The sequence below is a fragment of the Nostoc sp. CCY0012 genome (assembly GCF_963920855.1).
Taxonomy (GTDB): domain Bacteria; phylum Cyanobacteriota; class Cyanobacteriia; order Cyanobacteriales; family Nostocaceae; genus Cyanocohniella.
On the sequence record NZ_CAWUDM010000001.1, the window covers coordinates 95,473 to 111,078 of the forward strand.

Here is a 15,606-nt window from a genome sequence, read left to right on the forward strand (position 1 = left end):
ATTCACAATTAATATTAAGTTGCATTGATTCGATATAAATTCATCAAATAATCAGGTGATTTTGACTTAAAATTCTGATTTATTTTCTGTACTTAATCGAATAGCTAAGTCGGTAAATAAGGCTGCCAAATTAGAACGATCAGCTTTGTTTCGACGCAGTTCCTGTGCTTCCCGTTCTAGTAAAGCCAAAATCTCTTCATATTTGTGCTGGATGTCATCTTGCAAACTTTTAGATTGGTTGAGAATTTGTTCGCGTAATTCCCTTTGACTATGAGTATTTTGCTCATCAACTTGAGCAATTTTTTTCTCTAATGATATAGTTATATTATTATGTTCTTCAGTTAGTAGGGTGACTTTATGGTCACGTTCTACCTGTTCATTTTTCAATCTTTCTGCTAAAGAATCTATTTCTTGTTTAACGTAACTTTCTAAAGCATCTAAACGTTTTCTTGTTTCATCACGTACATTAGAAAATTCTTTTAATAAGCGTTCTTCTAAGCGCACAAACCTTTTTTCAAATTCCCGTGATTGACTACCAAAAAGAATATCTCTAACTTTATCTAAATTGTTAACTTCACTAATACCATTACTAGTAAGCTGATGTGACCCCTGTTTAACTAGTTCGCCTGAATTATTATTGATGTATTCTTCAGGTGGGTTCATACTTTTAATCCTGATTAAATCTGAAGTTTGGTGTAATTTTTAGCTACGGGGATATCATAATATGGGGTTTAGTTTCTAGTCAAAACGAAGTATATTTAAATACAGAATTACTTTGTATCTACCTGAAGAGATAAATTTAATGATTGAAGGTGCGTTGCGCTGGGCGACAACACACCCTACTAATGAAGGATTGGGGTGATTGGATTAATCAATCCGATTGGGTATACCTAAAACACCACAAGGAAAATTAGCACCTAGTGTCTGGATAATGGGGTGATTAACTGATTTGCATCCCAAAAACAACACATCCGCCGCTTCTGATTCCACAACTTTTGTGAGTTCGGTTCCCACGCAGCCAAACCGCAAATGAGATTTAAAGGAACCTTCCCATTCTTCAGCCAAACTACGTGCTTGCCAAAGAATTATATCTGCTTGCTGGAGATGAGTTGTAGGATTTTCTTGTAAACAGGAACTAATACCCCGTAATTTTGCTGGAGTTAAAACGGGGGTAAAAGAATGGGAAACTTCACTAACAGGACATTCCAAAGTAGGCACAGGTTTAGCAAAGCTCAACACCCCTGGATACTGACTGCTATAATTATTTTCGACTACATAAACAGCTTGTACTGTAACTTGGACATTGGTAGCTAAACGCGTTTGATGAGCAATCCAAAAAGCTATATCTAGAGCGGTGTGACTGTTAGGAGAGGCATCATAGCCAACGATTAAGCTAACAGATTCTGCTTTGTGATCTTTTTGAGAAAAAGGTTTTTTCGGTTCTGGTAATAATACCATTTGACCAATTAAGTCATCTCGACCTATGGCGCTTTGCAGGCGCACTAACATTGGCTTGATTTTCACAGCTTTACCTTCTCCCCAAGGAAACGAATAATGAATGAGAAGCAGGGTAGAACACAGATAGCCCATATCCCAGAGGATATACATGTGATATCCGCAAGAAAGCCCCAATAACAAATGGTATTAAAGCCAATACTTTGGGGGTTTCCTTCCATTGCCGACGGAGTTAGCTGACGGGCTAAGACTGGAAGATGTCTCTCGTAAGATTAGCCCCAAACATTGGTTCCTCCGTTCCAAATCCAGTGTCGATGAATTTGAATTAGGCTACCCACTAAAAAAATGATAGTCTAATTTACCAATTTTGCAAAAGTATTTATCGAGTACATTGAAGGTCTGATTAAAATTACTTAATGGCCTTTTGAGTTTGGCGTGACAACTATAACTTTTTATGTAGGCGATCGCTAATTATATACAGTCATTAACAGACACATATTCTGGTTTTAGGTTGCTACACCAGAGATCAAGCCCATTTTCTATTGACAATACATGAAGAACGCAGCATAGGCGATCGCATTATTTCCCATGTGCGTCAAATTTAGGGGCAATTTTCAATATAATATTATGAGATCTATTTCTTTTGGCAGTTGAACTATATCACTGATTTTGATGAGCCGTACCGCAATCGCTAAACTAAGCGTATATGTAAATTTACCCACCTACTCCGGACTCACCTTAAAATAATGGATTTTAGTCTATTACTGGCTGAAAATACTGATATTATTCTCAATAAATGGGTTACAGCAGTTCGTAAAGATAGAGAGATTGAAAGTGCTGATGATTTAACTTATACAGCCATTCAAAATGATCTTCCTGATGTCTTAGACGCAATGGTAACAGTACTTTCTAAGTCTCAGGGAAGTGATATCCAGTCGATAATTACGGCTAGCTGGCATCATGGGGTTCTGCGAGCTAAACAAGGCTTTGACCCCACAGAAATTGCCCATGAATATCATTTGCTACGAATGGTAGTATTTGATACTTTGGAATCTGATTTATTAAAAGGAACACCTTTAGAGATCATTCGAGCAATGCGTTTGATTGATGCAGTAATCGATGAAGCGATCGCTCGGTGTGTTAATAGTTATGTTGAAGAACGCTTACGAGAGTTAAAGCATTTGCAGTTGTCATTAACGCTACATAATCAGCAACTAAATCGCTTAATTGTGGCTAATCAAGATTATATTGCTCAACTAGCACATGATTTGAAACACCCTTTAAGTTCGATTATTGGCTACTCAGATCTATTTTTACGCCAACAACGCAAGAAGCCAAACGTCAGAGATACTTATACCAATTTAGAACATATTGAGCGCGTACTACGCAATGGCAGACATTTACTGCGTTTGATTAACGATGTGTTAGAAATTTCTCGGTATGACGCAGGACAGATGAAACTCAACCCAGTCAAGACTGATGTGCGTGAGTTAATCGACAACATATGTGAAATGTTGCAGCCTTTAACAGAGGAAAAAAATTTACGTGTAGTGGTGGATTACGATAGCATCCCTCAGGAAATAGTCACAGACGAGTTTCATTTACAACAGATTATGACCAATCTTGTGAGTAACGCCATTCGTTACACCAAGTCCGGGACTATTAAAATAAAATGCCAGCTAGTGGATAATGATAAATGGGCGATCGCAGTTGCTGACACCGGAATTGGTATTGCACCAGAAAATCTAGAGCAGATATTTGAACCTTATTTTCGGGCTAATGCAGGTAATCAGCCTTATCTACCAGATAGCACTGGTTTGGGCTTGGCAATAGTTTCTCGTTTAGTTAAATTATTGCAAGGTGAAATTGATTTAGTATCTGAGGTGGATGTGGGTTCTACTTTTACAATTACTCTGCCTTTGAAACTAAATCTACCGCAAGAGTGAATCCCAAATTACTGTAACAACAAACCTTGTTTTTCTAACTTAGCTAACGCATCTTCCGCAGCAGCTTTTTCTGCTGTTTTTTTATTGCGCCCCTTACCTTCTCCATATTCTTTGTCATCCACTAAAACTTTAGCGGTAAATTCTGGTGCATGAGACAAACCACCTACTTGAACTGTGACATATTTAGGAGGATTGGGAGTCACATTGCGTTGTACCCATTCTTGAAAGCGATTTTTGCAGTCTACATTCGAGCGAGACATGACAATTTGCTCAGGTACAGCATCAAATAATGGTTCAACAATGGCGCGAACTGCTTCAATATTTAAATTGTTATCCAGATAGTAAGCAGCAATCACTGATTCAAAAGTACTACTCAGCAAATTAGGATTTTGGTAGCCGCCATCTCTAATAGCACCTTTTCCTAACCGCATTCTCAAATCTAAACCCACCTCAAGCGCAAACTTAGCTAATTGCTTCTCGTCTACTAAAGCCGAACGTCGTCGAGTTAATTCATCTTCTCCTCTTTCTGGATGACGACGATAAAGATATTCACCACTTAAAAAATTCAATATAGCATCACCGAGAAATTCTAAACGTTCATTGTGTTCACCTTCTTCTGGGTTTTCATTTACATAAGAACGATGTGTCAACGCACGACGTAAAAGTTTTTCATCGCGGAATATTAGAAGCCGATGTGTTTCAGTAGTGTTTGTATTCATTTTGTTTAATTGTCTTGATACTGCTTGTTAATCACAGCATAAAGGCATCTTATCTAGTAAATTTCGATGATTTTGAACTATCCCCAATCATCAGATAATAATGGGACATCATAAAATTTAAACTTTTGGTCTACTGTTATTATGGTTAAACCTTCTACCAAGGCTTGAGCAATTAATATCCTATCAAAAGGATCTTTATGGTATAGAGGTAAATCAGCAACCTTGATTCCATGTGCCAACGTCATAGACAAAATCTCAAAACGACTAAATCGTAAAGCCTCCTCCAAATTATTAGGAGCAATTAACTTTCCTAAAGACTGTTTAATTGAAATCTCCCAAGCACTAATCGCACTAACAAAAATTAAATTTTCAGGATTAGTAATTACCTCTCTTACCTGATATGACAATTTAGAATCATTTTCTAAAAACCACAACAAAACATGAGTATCTAACAAAAAAATCACTACTCATCCCCATAAAATGCTGCAATTACTTCTTCTGAAGTCTCATCAAAATCATCAGCAATCTTAACTTGTCCTTGCCAAAAACCTGCAACTCTTGGTTTTAAGGCATCATTTACCTCAGTTTCAGTAACTTTAGGTTCAGGTTGAGGCAATGGCAAAACTTTTGCAAAAGGAATACCCTGATGAGTTAGGGTAACTTCAACATGATTTTGAATATCTGACAATAAATCAGCTACATTATTCGATAAATCAGCAATATCAAAAGTTTTTGGTGACATTTTGTTTATGCCCTACTCATTACCAGCATTATAGCTACTTTAAATGTTTGGTGGAAATACTTTATTTAAGTCGAGTAATAAATCATGAAAACAAGACAAAGCTATCACCTGATTAGGCAAAACAATACGCTTATTTAAATAGCCATATTTTCCTTGGGTGTCTAAATATGGTTCACTGTAACATTCCAGATGATGATCAAATAAATTAAAGATCCAATAATCATGAATACCTGCTTGAGCATAAAGAGGTATTTTGACATCTTGGTCGTAAGCTAAAGAAGAATCAGCAACTTCCATGACCAATAAAATATCCACAGGGACAGGGTGAGATGAAAGATAATTATCATCTCGATTTTTGACAATGGCAAAATCTGGCTCAGGTTCGCTGTTAGGTGGTACGCTAATGGGGGCTTGAGATTGCAATGTTGCCCTATCTCCTACAAGTTTTGGCAGTTCCCGCAACAAATTTCGTAAACAAGTTTCGTGGGCTGTACCCTTGGATACCATTTGAATAATTTCTCCATTAATTAATTCAATATGATCATCTTCATGAAAAAAGCCCAGTTCTGTCAGCCTGTGGTATTCATCCAAAGTAAAACGTTTAGCTTGAGCAATACTCATCAACTTGCTCCCAGATTTTCATATCGTATATTCTAAGTGTGCCAGAAATTGCTATGCTAAAAGCCGAGACCAGCTATTTTGCTAACCATGCCCGCGCCTACTTTAAACCCTACAATTACAGCCTTTCCCTTGACAGCCGTAGTCGGCCAAGAAGCAATTAAATTAGCCTTGCTGTTAGCAGCAGTCGATCCTGGTTTGGGGGGAGTGGCGATCGCAGGTCGTCGTGGTACGGCAAAATCAGTCATGGCTCGTGCTATTCATGCCTTACTACCACCCATCGAAATTGTTAAAGGCTCCATTAGTAACTGCGACCCTAACCACCCAGAAGATTGGGATGATTATCTATCCGCAGAGTACGCAGATCAAGATATTAACCATATCCCTACCGAAATCGTCCCAGCACCTTTTGTGCAGATACCGTTGGGAGTGACAGAAGACAGACTTTTGGGTTCTGTGGATGTCGAAAAATCTGTCCAACAAGGTGATACGATTTTTCAGCCTGGGTTACTCGCCACAGCTAACCGAGGTGTGCTGTATGTGGATGAATTGAATTTATTAGATGATCAAATCTCCAATCAGCTACTCACAGTACTATCTGAGGGACGTAACCAAATAGAACGTGAGGGAATTAGTTTTCAGCATCCTTGCAAATCCTTATTTATTGCCACCTATAACCCAGAAGAAGGCGGATTACGGGAGCATTTACTTGATAGAATTGCCATCTCCCTTTCTGCTGACGGTGTACTGGGCTTAGATCAAAGAGTAGCAGCAGTAGAGCAAGCGATCGCCTACTCTCAATCTCCCCAAGAGTTCCTTCAGCAATATAACGAAGACTTAGACGGCCTGAAAACTCAAATTATCTTGGCGCGGGAATGGTTAAAAGAAGTCACCATCACCCAAGAACAAATTGCCTATTTAGTAGATGAAGCGATTCGTGGTGGAGTCCAAGGACATCGCGCCGAATTATTTGCTGTGCGCGTTGCGAAAGCTGCGGCGGCTTTGGAAGGACGCACCACAGTCAACGCCGAAGATTTACGCCGGGCTGTGGAATTAGTCATTGTCCCCCGGTCAACCATCGTCCAAACGCCGCCACCTGACCAACCACCGCCACCGCCACCACCACCGCCACAAGACCAAGCAGAACAGGAAGACCAAGACGACGAAGACGACCAGGAAGACCAAGAAGAACAAGACCAAGACGAAAATCAAGAACAAGAACCACCCGATATTCCAGAGGAATTTGTTTTTGACCCAGAAGGGGTGATTTTAGATGAGAGTGTGCTGTATTTTGCCCAAATGGCGAAACGGCAAGGCAAATCTGGTAGTCGCAGTATTATTTTTTCCGAAGACCGGGGACGCTACATTAAGCCAATGTTACCCAAGGGTAAAGTACGACGCATTGCTGTAGATGCCACCCTGAGGTCAGCTGCACCCTATCAAAAAGCCAGACGCGAAAAAAACCCAGGTAGAAACGTCATTGTCGAACAAAGTGATATTCGTTCCAAACGCTTGGTACGTAAAGCTGGGGCGTTGGTTGTATTTGTGGTAGATGCTTCTGGTTCAATGGCACTTAACCGGATGCAATCGGCTAAAGGTGCAGTCATGCAACTGTTAACAGAAGCTTATCAAAACCGTGACCAAGTTGCATTGATTCCCTTCCGGGGTGAACAAGCAGAGGTATTATTACCCCCCACACGTTCCATTGCTTTAGCACGTAACCGTTTAGAAAGATTACCTTGTGGTGGTGGTTCGCCCTTAGCACACGGTTTAACCCAAGCAGTACGTGTCGGCGTTAATGCCCAGATGAGTGGAGATGTTGGGCAAGTTGTGATTGTTGCCATTACCGACGGCCGGGGTAATATTCCCTTGGCGCGTTCTTTGGGTGAACAGCTAGAACCAGGGGAAAAGCCAGATATCAAAGCAGAATTATTAGATATTGCTGCAAGGATTCGCGCCGCAGGAATGCAACTATTAGTAATTGATACAGAAAGTAAATTTGTATCTACTGGTTTTGCTAAAGAATTATCGCAAACAGCCGGAGGCAAGTATTATCATTTGCCCAAAGCCAACGATAAAACCATAGCTGCCATGACTAAAGGTGCGATCGCTGATTTAAAATCTCGATAAGGGCATAAAGTAAAACCCAACGCTTCGCTGGGAAACGCTGGGTTTAATTCTTCGGTTTTATCTCCTATTCCCGACTCTTAAAACTCTCCCGCTAAAGCTGGGACGCACTGTTCACACAACAAGGGATGCTCTGCTGATTCTCCCACATGGGTAGAGTAATTCCAGCAGCGATCGCATTTCTTCCTATAGAGTTAGAGTTTCTTTCTTTGTTCTAAAGGCGCATCAGAGTGAATCTTTATGACAAGGGAGATGCTGCCCAATTGTCATATTCTAGATTAGATATATTTTGAAAATGTTTGATATTTGCAGTAATTAAAACGCATTCATGTTGAATTGCTGATGCTGCAATAAGCAAGTCAATCGGAGCAATGAGTAAACCTTTTTGACGTAAGTCTGTGTAAATGAGACTTGCAATGTTAGCTGTTTCTAAATCTAGTGGAAAAATTTCACTGCTATTGGCAAGTATTTCAAATTTTTGCAACAGTTTTCGTGCATCTTTGTAGAGTAAACCACTTTTGATTTCGTAGTAGGTGAGAATAGAAAAAGTCAATTTATTGTGAAATCGTTGGTATTCACTGAATTTTTTGACAACTTGTTTTTCACCTCGCAAAAAATATGACAAGATATTTGTATCCAATAAAGCTTTTTTCACAGGTCGATTTGTCTTTGTAAATCTAACGATCGCTGTTCTTCAATCTCATGTTCGAGAGTTTGTAAAATTGTGGCTTCTTCACCACTGGCAATACCAGCAAATTGCATAAAATCTATGGATATTTGACGCATTTCATTTTCTATCTCAACTGTCCCGATGAGAGCTTCTAATACATCCCAAGCATTACCATTAGGCACTGATTCAATGGCAGATTCAATTTTGATGACATAACGCTTGTTAGGTTCCAAATTTAAAGGTGAATCTGGACGCAAAAATTGACCATCAAATGTAACTATTAATGTCTCACTCATAATTTTGTATGATAAGTATTTACTATTTAATTTTACTACTTATATATTCATCTGATCAGCAAAACCCAACGCTTCACTAGGAAACGCTGGGTTGCATCAAACCGGAGTATTTCTACTCTCTAAAACTCTCCCGCTAAGGCGGGAACGCACCGTTCACATAATAAGGGATGCTCTTGTGATTCTCCCACATGGGTAGAGTAATTCCAGCAGCGATCGCACTTTTCCCCTTCTGCATTGACTATACCAATTTCCCAATCTACTGTTTTGGCTGTATATTTTAATCCTTGTAGTTTCTCAGCAGAATCTAAGATTTCCACTTGGGAAGTCAGCAATAAATACCGCAGTTCGTCAATACCATTACCTTTTTTGGGGTTAAAGGCTTTGATAGCATCGCCTAACTGTTTATGAGGAATGTGAATTAAGGCTTTCGCTTCTAGGGAAGAACCAATCATTTTTTCTACCCTGGCTTGTTCTAATACCTTGTTAACATCGGTGCGGAGTTGTCGCAGAGTTTCCCAAAATTCCCCTAAATCTGGGTCACTCCAGGCTTGGTCTATCTGCACCCAACCAGCCTCAAATACCGATTTATAAGGTGTTTTATAGGGAATGTATTGCCAGATATCCTCAGCAGTATGACACAACACAGGTGCGATCGCTCTGGCTAAATTTTCTAAAGCAATCTGCAATACTGTTTGACAACTGCGGCGACGGAAAGCATTAGCAGCACTAATGTACAGTCTATCTTTGGCAACATCTAAATAGAAGTTGGATAAATCCACAACGCAGAAATTCTGCACTGTTTGGAAGAAGCGGAAGAATTGGAAACTTTCAAAAGCATCTGTAACTTCTGCAAACACCTCAGTCATGCGGTGCAGCATATAGCGGTCAATTTCTGGTAAATCGTCCAGGGGTACTGCATCTTTTTCGGGGTCAAAATCATGCAAGCTACCCAACAAAAACCGCGCTGTATTGCGAATCTTGTTTCTAACATCAGCTAATTGCTTGATGATATTGCTACCCAGGCGCACATCAGCAGAATAATCTACCGACGACACCCACAAGCGCATCACATCAGCACCATAGGGAGGTTCTTTTTTCTGGTCTTTCCCGCCATTAATTACAATTTGGGGGTCAACCACATTCCCCACCGATTTACTCATTTTTCGCCCTTGTTCATCTAAAACAAAGCCGTGAGTCAAGACAGTTTTATAAGGTGCAATGCCATTTACAGCTACACTAGTCAGCAAACTAGACTGGAACCATCCCCGGTGTTGGTCAGAACCTTCCAAATACATATCAGCTGGATAGCGTAACTCAGGACGTTGTTTCGCCACAGCCGCCCAAGACGAACCAGAATCAAACCACACATCCATAGTGTCTGTACCTTTGCGGTAAGACTTACCATCGTTGCGGTAAGACTGGGGTAATAATTCCTCTACCGATAATTCCCACCAAGCATCAGAACCTTTTTCGGCAATGATAGCTTGGACATGGTTGATAGTTTCCTCATTTAATAACGGTTCCCCGGTCGCTTCATCGTAGAACACCGGAATCGGTACACCCCAACTACGCTGACGAGAAATACACCAATCAGAACGTTCAGCCACCATCGGCGTGATGCGATTTTCCCCTTGGGCTGGAATCCATTTTACACCTGCGATCGCCTTTAATGCTTCATCCCGAAAACCAGCCACCGAAGCAAACCATTGTTCAGTCGCCCGGAAAATCGTCGGCTTCTTCGTCCGCCAATCGTAAGGATATTTGTGGGCGTAAGCTTCCTCTTTCAACAAAGAACCAGCAGTATTCAACGCATCAATTACCGCTTGATTTCCCTCACCCAGCACATTTAACCCAGCAAACTCACCCGCCTCTTGAGTAAAATCACCATTGTCATCCACAGGCGCAAGAATCGGTAACTTGTAACGTTGACCAACAATATAGTCCTCCTGACCATGACCAGGCGCAGTATGTACCAACCCAGTACCAGACTCAGTAGTAATATAATCACCACCCACCACCACCGGACTTTCACGGTCAAACAAAGGATGACGATAAGTAGAATGTTCTAAATCCCGCCCCTTAAACGTAGCCTTCACCGTTAAATCCACATCCAAAGTAGCAGCCAACCTTTCCACCAAATCAGCCGCCACAATCAAAAACTCTCTCTGCGCCTTAGCGTCTTGGCGTGAAACCTCCACCACCGCATAATTCAAATCACCATTCACCGCCACAGCCAAATTCCCTGGAATCGTCCAAGGAGTAGTAGTCCAGATAGCGACACTCAAATGCGGCAAAAATTCCCCCAAAACAGGCTTCACCGCCTCAGCCAACTTCGTCACCGGAAACGCCGCATAGATACTGCGAGAAGTATGACCTTCCGGATATTCCAACTCCGCCTCAGCCAAAGCCGTCTTAGAACTAGGACTCCAATGCACTGGCTTCAAACCGCGATAGATGTATCCTTTTAACACCATCTGACCGAACACACCAATTTGCGCCGCCTCATATTCCGGCTTCAAAGTCAGATAAGGATGATCCCAATCACCCCAAACACCGTAGCGTTTAAAACATTCCCGTTGGTCATTTACCGTAGCTAAAGCAAACTCCTTCGCTTTTTGTCGCAGAGTTAAAGGCGTTAAACTTTGCCGTTCTGCCGACTTCATATTTTGCAGCACTTTCAACTCAATGGGTAACCCGTGACAATCCCAACCCGCCACGTATCTAACTTTACGTCCTTGCAGTAATTGGTAACGGTTAATAATATCTTTGAGAATTTTATTTAAGGCATGACCAATGTGCAGCGAGCCGTTAGCGTAGGGAGGCCCATCATGAAGTATAAATAATTCGCCGGGGTTTTCTTGCGACAGGCGATCGTAAATTTTATTTTCTTCCCAGAACTTCTGGATTTCGGGTTCCCGCTTGATGGCGTTCGCCCGCATATCGAATTTAGTCTTGGGTAAGTTTACCGTATCTTTGTAGCTTCCAGGTTCTGTCACAGTCTCATGCCTAAGATTATATGTGCAGTTTATCCGATCAATTATAAGAGATGGGCATGATTATAGTCTTAAATTGAGGAAGGAAAGCGAACAGGAGTCATCAGTGTTTTAAAGCGATGAAGTTTTGTAATTAGTTTTTATATAATAGATTTCAGAATCGTGAGATATCGGGACGGTTGTTGTTTTTTTTCGTCTTTCCAAGGCATCATTTTCACTTTCGGATAGGAGAAACCCAATATTCTCTTAGAACGAGTAACAGCAACAAATATATTATGCTTTTCATCTTCTATGGCAGCAGGATTGTTAGCACGGTAATCAGGAAATGTTCCCTCTGCCATACCCATAATAATAACTACATCAAACTCTAAACCTTTAGCTTTTCCAACCGTTAATAATGAGATACCTTCATGATTTGCTGGTTGAGTAGTCCCTAAAGCAATATGATTAAGAAATGATGCAAGACTAGGATTACCACCAGGTTTTGAACGTAAAAAAACATCCCAATGCTTTCGCCATACTTCAGTATCTTTAATAATTAAAGCACGTTCTTCTTCTTCTGAATTTTCTAGCGTATTAGCAAATTCATCTAAGCTATCCATTGCCTTAATGAAAGCAAAATTTTGTTCAGTCCAATTCATTACTTTTACAGCTTCTAACACTGCTTTTTGTTTATTGTCAGAGATTGTTTTAGATATTGAGTTCAAAATCTCTAAACCATTATTAAACTTTTTATATGGTGTAAATTTTTCATCTATATTCCAACGGTTGATTAGTTTTCCAATATGAAGATGAGAGCGAGGATTAGCGATGATTCGCATACATAGGTCAAAATCTTTTAGTAGATCAGATTCACTTTCATCTTGCGGTGAAATTTCTTTGTAGTAAGGATATCCTCTATTAATTAATTCATCTTCTACAGAGGATAGTACATAGCGAGTACGACCTATTAATGCACAACTTCCCCAATTTATAGGGGTTTCAACAGATGTATGTCCGTTATCAATTAGTTTTTTAATATAATCTAATACTAAAATTGCCTCATGTTTTTCATTTGCTGCTTCTATAAATTTTAATTCTCCGATAATAGGTAATCTTTCTTCTACTTTATATTTTGAATCTAAAGCCTTAGCTGCATTAACAACCATTTTAGATGAACGAAAATTCTCTTTCATCTCAATCTTAGTTGCTTGAAAATATTCTTCAAAATTATCCAAATATTTAGTATTTGCTCCATTCCAGCCAAAAATTGCCTGTTTAGGATCTCCAACCATCATTACATTTCGATATTCAGTACCACAAAGTGCAAGAAGTACCTGATATTGAACTTCATTTAAATCTTGTGCTTCATCAATACAAATATATCTGTATAACCGACGGTAAAAGTCAGCGATTTTAGGACGTTCTGTAAATAGTTGGTATGTCAACAATAATAGATCATCAAAATCTACTGCATTAGATGTACGGAGAACTTCATTATAAGCTTCATAGACTTTTCTGTGAATTTCATCAGTTAGCATTTCAGGAAGTTGTAAATTCCTTTTAGCTTTCTCAATTGTTTCAAACCAATTTGTGAGCAGCTTGTTTTGCTGTTTTGGTTCACCAGCATTTTTTAATTCATATTTTAGTTCTGGATCATCCATTACTGCTTGTAATAATATTTGTTTACGATCTTGGTTAGATTCGAGAATATTAGGACGACCTTCAATTCCTACAGCTTTACCTCTATTTGCTAATACCTCTAAACAAAAACTATGTAATGTACCAATAAAAGCCCGTTGATTTATATTTGGAAACTCTCGCAAACGTTCTTTCATCTCGTTGGCTGCTTTGTTGGTAAAGGTTAAAGCTAGGATGCGAAAATGTCCTTTATCTTCAATGAGTAAACGTCTCACTCTTTCTGTTAAAACAAGAGTTTTACCTGCACCAGGTCCAGCAATAACTAACAATGCGCCATCACCATGTTGAACAATGGTTTGTTGGGTTTTTGAAAGATGAATTCTCATATAATCTTCCCTTTTATCTCTTTTGTAGACCAATATCATCAGATATTTTTTCAAATAATTGGCGAATCTTCTTGGGAAATCTGCGCTCTTCATCCTGTAAATCAGTTATTGATTTTGCAATTGGTAATCCATATTGAGTTTTGCCATTTGTGAGTACATCAATTAATGCTTTCTTTCTTCCATCTGCTAACTGATAATCTCTTACTGTCCCACCCTTGGCTTTTTGACCATGCATTCTTATAATATAGTCAGTATCTAAATAATTAACAGTGTCATAATAAATATCAAGCATAGCTAAAATAGCATCTTCATATTCTTCATCAACAAGGTAAGATTCAAAATTTTGATTTTCAGGTAGAAAAACTATATTAGAATGCTGAGTATAATCATCTATGCCTATATTTCTTAATGCGGTTGTAACATCTTTCACGGCGGTTGGTTCAGTATCTGAAAATAGATACCAAGGAATCTGAAAATTGGATACTAAACGAAGAAATGGTAAATAATTTCCAGAACCATCAACTCCAATAAAAGAAATACCCAAAGAATTAATATGTCTTTCCCAATATTTTTCAGCAAAAAATGGTAGTGCTTGTTCTTCCGTTTCTCCTTCAAATAAAACAACAGCACGAGAATATAAAATATCCCCTCTCGTATTCATCACCATTCTATCAATTTTGCGGATATCTTCAGGTTCAAGAGATGTTGTATCCAGTTGAGTTACCACTGTATCTGCTCCATTTTTCCTAAAGTGTCGAAAACTGGAAATATGTGCTTGACTAGCAATGTAAGGAGAGTGTGTACTAACAATTCGTTGACCAGGAATATCTCCAATTTGCTTGAACAGTGAACGCTGTGCTTGGGGATGGAGATGAGCTTCTGGTTCTTCTAAAGCTAACATAGGATGTATAGTTCCAACCTCAGCGTTTTTTTGTCTCCAAGTGGTATAAGCATGAAATATCAGTAATGCTGCTAAACTTCGTGTACCCATACCATGTCGAATGAGTGGGAAAGTTTGCGCGTCTTTAGTTGCGAAGGTTACATCTATTCCTTTACTCAAATTTCTTAAATTACGAGCAATGGGAGTAATAGAAACACTTCCTTGGTCAGAAGCAACTGTTTGATGTAGTTCATTTAAAGATTGCTCAATATGTCGAAAAACTTCACTAGATGTCGTAATATCTTCATTTAGTTTAGCTAAGTTCTCTTCCAGACTTTCCACCTTTTCATCTGTAAGCCCTGGGTTAGAAACTAATTTATGCCAAAAGGAATTTCGAGCATACATTTCATCTTGTATATCCCGTTTAGCATCCATTAAATAGAATGATAAAGGCTCAATGTGACTAGAAGTAACAAAACCAGCATTTTCTTTAATAATAGATTTATTCCAATTATTTGGATCTATTTGCCAGTCCTGTAAGAACCTTCTTTCTGTAACATATTCTCCTCTTGTGGAATCCCATTTTATCTGAGTACGAATAGCAATAAAATCATTATCTTGGTCATCTTGTGAAATTGCAATTCCCCAAATTTCTAACCAAAAACTACCCTCTGGAAAGTTCTCTATAACTTTTCCTTCATTATCCACATCCACTGGTCGAATGAGTATATCTATTGTCACCATTCTATCTTTTGGTACTTTGTTTTCTGAAGGTGATAAATAGATATCTTCAGGTGATATCGTTCTTCTCCCTGAACCAATGGCTGTAAATAGTGCCTCTAAAAAGCCTGTCTTACCTGAATTATTCTCTCCTATCAAAACAGTCAGTTCATCTAGTTTTACGTCTACTTGTTTGAGGGAACGAAAATTGCGAACTCGTACTTCTATAAGTTGGATGCCACTCATATCTATTTATTGTAAAATAAAATTATGGCATGATCTTTATCTAATATACGTATAATGTAAAAAATGAGGGTTATAGGTTGGGGTAATGTTGGGTTTTACTGTGTTCAACCCAAACTACAGATATTGGAAGTTATAAAAAATGAGTAACTTATAGTAAATTTTGAACTTGTTTATTTGACTATGGTTTT

13 protein-coding genes, 1 pseudogene and 1 riboswitch are annotated in these 15,606 nt (G+C 39.1%); of the genes and pseudogenes, 2 read left to right on the top strand and 12 right to left on the bottom strand.

What is annotated here, in order from left to right; translation table 11 throughout:
- Positions 1-66: 66 nt before the first annotated feature.
- Positions 67-663, bottom strand: a complete 597-nt coding sequence (locus ACM0OS_RS00450) for a hypothetical protein (RefSeq protein WP_414541181.1) — start codon at positions 661-663, stop codon at positions 67-69.
- A 204-nt stretch (positions 664-867) separates the two neighbouring features.
- Positions 868-1,509, bottom strand: a complete 642-nt coding sequence (locus tag ACM0OS_RS00455; RefSeq protein ID WP_414541211.1) for a universal stress protein — start codon at positions 1,507-1,509, stop codon at positions 868-870.
- Between the two features lie 155 nt (positions 1,510-1,664).
- A riboswitch (cyclic di-AMP (ydaO/yuaA leader) is annotated at positions 1,665-1,797 on the bottom strand.
- A gap of 404 nt (positions 1,798-2,201) precedes the next feature.
- Here ACM0OS_RS00455 and ACM0OS_RS00460 point away from each other — a divergent pair.
- Positions 2,202-3,401 carry a sensor histidine kinase gene (locus tag ACM0OS_RS00460; RefSeq protein ID WP_414541182.1) on the top strand — a complete coding sequence of 400 codons (1,200 nt, stop codon included), beginning with the start codon at positions 2,202-2,204 and terminating at the stop codon, positions 3,399-3,401.
- Positions 3,402-3,409: 8 nt separating this feature from the next.
- On the opposite strand, the gene rnc is transcribed toward ACM0OS_RS00460, so the two are convergent.
- The 4 genes from rnc to ACM0OS_RS00480 all read right to left on the bottom strand — a co-directional run bounded on the left by rnc (position 3,410) and on the right by ACM0OS_RS00480 (position 5,483).
- Positions 3,410-4,120: a ribonuclease III gene (gene rnc / locus ACM0OS_RS00465; RefSeq protein WP_414541183.1), complete on the bottom strand. Its 711-nt coding sequence runs from the start codon at positions 4,118-4,120 to the stop codon at positions 3,410-3,412.
- Between the two features lie 77 nt (positions 4,121-4,197).
- Positions 4,198-4,584 (bottom strand): type II toxin-antitoxin system VapC family toxin, encoded by a 387-nt coding sequence (locus ACM0OS_RS00470; RefSeq protein ID WP_414541184.1) that lies wholly within the window; start codon positions 4,582-4,584, stop codon positions 4,198-4,200.
- The gene (locus ACM0OS_RS00475; RefSeq protein WP_414541185.1) at positions 4,584-4,862 is read right to left on the bottom strand and encodes a hypothetical protein; all 279 of its coding nucleotides are present in this window, start codon (positions 4,860-4,862) and stop codon (positions 4,584-4,586) included. Before ACM0OS_RS00475 ends, ACM0OS_RS00470 begins: the two co-directional genes overlap by 1 nt.
- A 39-nt stretch (positions 4,863-4,901) precedes the next feature.
- On the bottom strand, positions 4,902-5,483 hold the full coding sequence (locus tag ACM0OS_RS00480; RefSeq protein ID WP_414541186.1) for a Uma2 family endonuclease: 582 nt from the start codon (positions 5,481-5,483) through the stop codon (positions 4,902-4,904).
- An 87-nt stretch (positions 5,484-5,570) separates the two neighbouring features.
- On the opposite strand from ACM0OS_RS00480, the gene bchD reads away from it, so the two are divergent.
- Positions 5,571-7,610: a magnesium chelatase ATPase subunit D gene (gene bchD, locus ACM0OS_RS00485; RefSeq protein WP_414541187.1), complete on the top strand. Its 2,040-nt coding sequence runs from the start codon at positions 5,571-5,573 to the stop codon at positions 7,608-7,610.
- A gap of 77 nt (positions 7,611-7,687) precedes the next feature.
- On the opposite strand, the pseudogene ACM0OS_RS00490 reads toward bchD, so the two are convergent.
- The 6 genes and pseudogenes from ACM0OS_RS00490 to ACM0OS_RS00515 form a co-directional block, all read right to left on the bottom strand.
- Positions 7,688-7,792: pseudogene (locus tag ACM0OS_RS00490) on the bottom strand (zinc finger domain-containing protein); the annotation flags it as partial.
- A gap of 53 nt (positions 7,793-7,845) precedes the next feature.
- The gene (locus ACM0OS_RS00495) at positions 7,846-8,262 is read right to left on the bottom strand and encodes a type II toxin-antitoxin system VapC family toxin (protein ID WP_414541188.1); all 417 of its coding nucleotides are present in this window, start codon (positions 8,260-8,262) and stop codon (positions 7,846-7,848) included.
- Positions 8,259-8,573, bottom strand: coding sequence for a hypothetical protein (locus tag ACM0OS_RS00500; RefSeq protein ID WP_414541189.1), 315 nt, complete (start codon positions 8,571-8,573; stop codon positions 8,259-8,261). The genes ACM0OS_RS00495 and ACM0OS_RS00500 overlap by 4 nt, the downstream gene beginning before the upstream one ends.
- A gap of 119 nt (positions 8,574-8,692) precedes the next feature.
- Positions 8,693-11,569 (bottom strand): isoleucine--tRNA ligase, encoded by a 2,877-nt coding sequence (gene ileS, locus ACM0OS_RS00505; protein ID WP_414541190.1) that lies wholly within the window; start codon positions 11,567-11,569, stop codon positions 8,693-8,695.
- Positions 11,570-11,706: 137 nt separating this feature from the next.
- Positions 11,707-13,572 (bottom strand): ATP-dependent helicase, encoded by a 1,866-nt coding sequence (locus ACM0OS_RS00510; protein WP_414541191.1) that lies wholly within the window; start codon positions 13,570-13,572, stop codon positions 11,707-11,709.
- 13 nt (positions 13,573-13,585) lie between these two features.
- A complete protein-coding gene (locus ACM0OS_RS00515) occupies positions 13,586-15,418 on the bottom strand; it encodes an ATP-dependent nuclease (protein WP_414541192.1) in 1,833 nt (610 codons plus the stop codon).
- Between the last annotated feature and the right edge of the window lie 188 nt (positions 15,419-15,606).

Bases quoted from the DNA above. Each gene is read 5' to 3' on its own strand.
- ACM0OS_RS00500 (WP_414541189.1), bottom strand. From the start codon at position 8,573: ATGAGTGAGACATTAATAGTTACATTTGATGGTCAATTTTTGCGTCCA.
- ACM0OS_RS00510 (WP_414541191.1), bottom strand. From the start codon at position 13,572: ATGAGAATTCATCTTTCAAAAACCCAACAAACCATTGTTCAACATGGT.
- ACM0OS_RS00475 (WP_414541185.1), bottom strand. From the start codon at position 4,862: ATGTCACCAAAAACTTTTGATATTGCTGATTTATCGAATAATGTAGCT.
- ACM0OS_RS00450 (WP_414541181.1), bottom strand. From the start codon at position 663: ATGAACCCACCTGAAGAATACATCAATAATAATTCAGGCGAACTAGTT.
- bchD (WP_414541187.1), top strand. From the start codon at position 5,571: ATGCCCGCGCCTACTTTAAACCCTACAATTACAGCCTTTCCCTTGACA.
- rnc (WP_414541183.1), bottom strand. From the start codon at position 4,120: ATGAATACAAACACTACTGAAACACATCGGCTTCTAATATTCCGCGAT.
- ACM0OS_RS00515 (WP_414541192.1), bottom strand. From the start codon at position 15,418: ATGAGTGGCATCCAACTTATAGAAGTACGAGTTCGCAATTTTCGTTCC.
- ACM0OS_RS00480 (WP_414541186.1), bottom strand. From the start codon at position 5,483: ATGAGTATTGCTCAAGCTAAACGTTTTACTTTGGATGAATACCACAGG.
- ACM0OS_RS00455 (WP_414541211.1), bottom strand. From the start codon at position 1,509: ATGTTAGTGCGCCTGCAAAGCGCCATAGGTCGAGATGACTTAATTGGT.
- ACM0OS_RS00460 (WP_414541182.1), top strand. From the start codon at position 2,202: ATGGATTTTAGTCTATTACTGGCTGAAAATACTGATATTATTCTCAAT.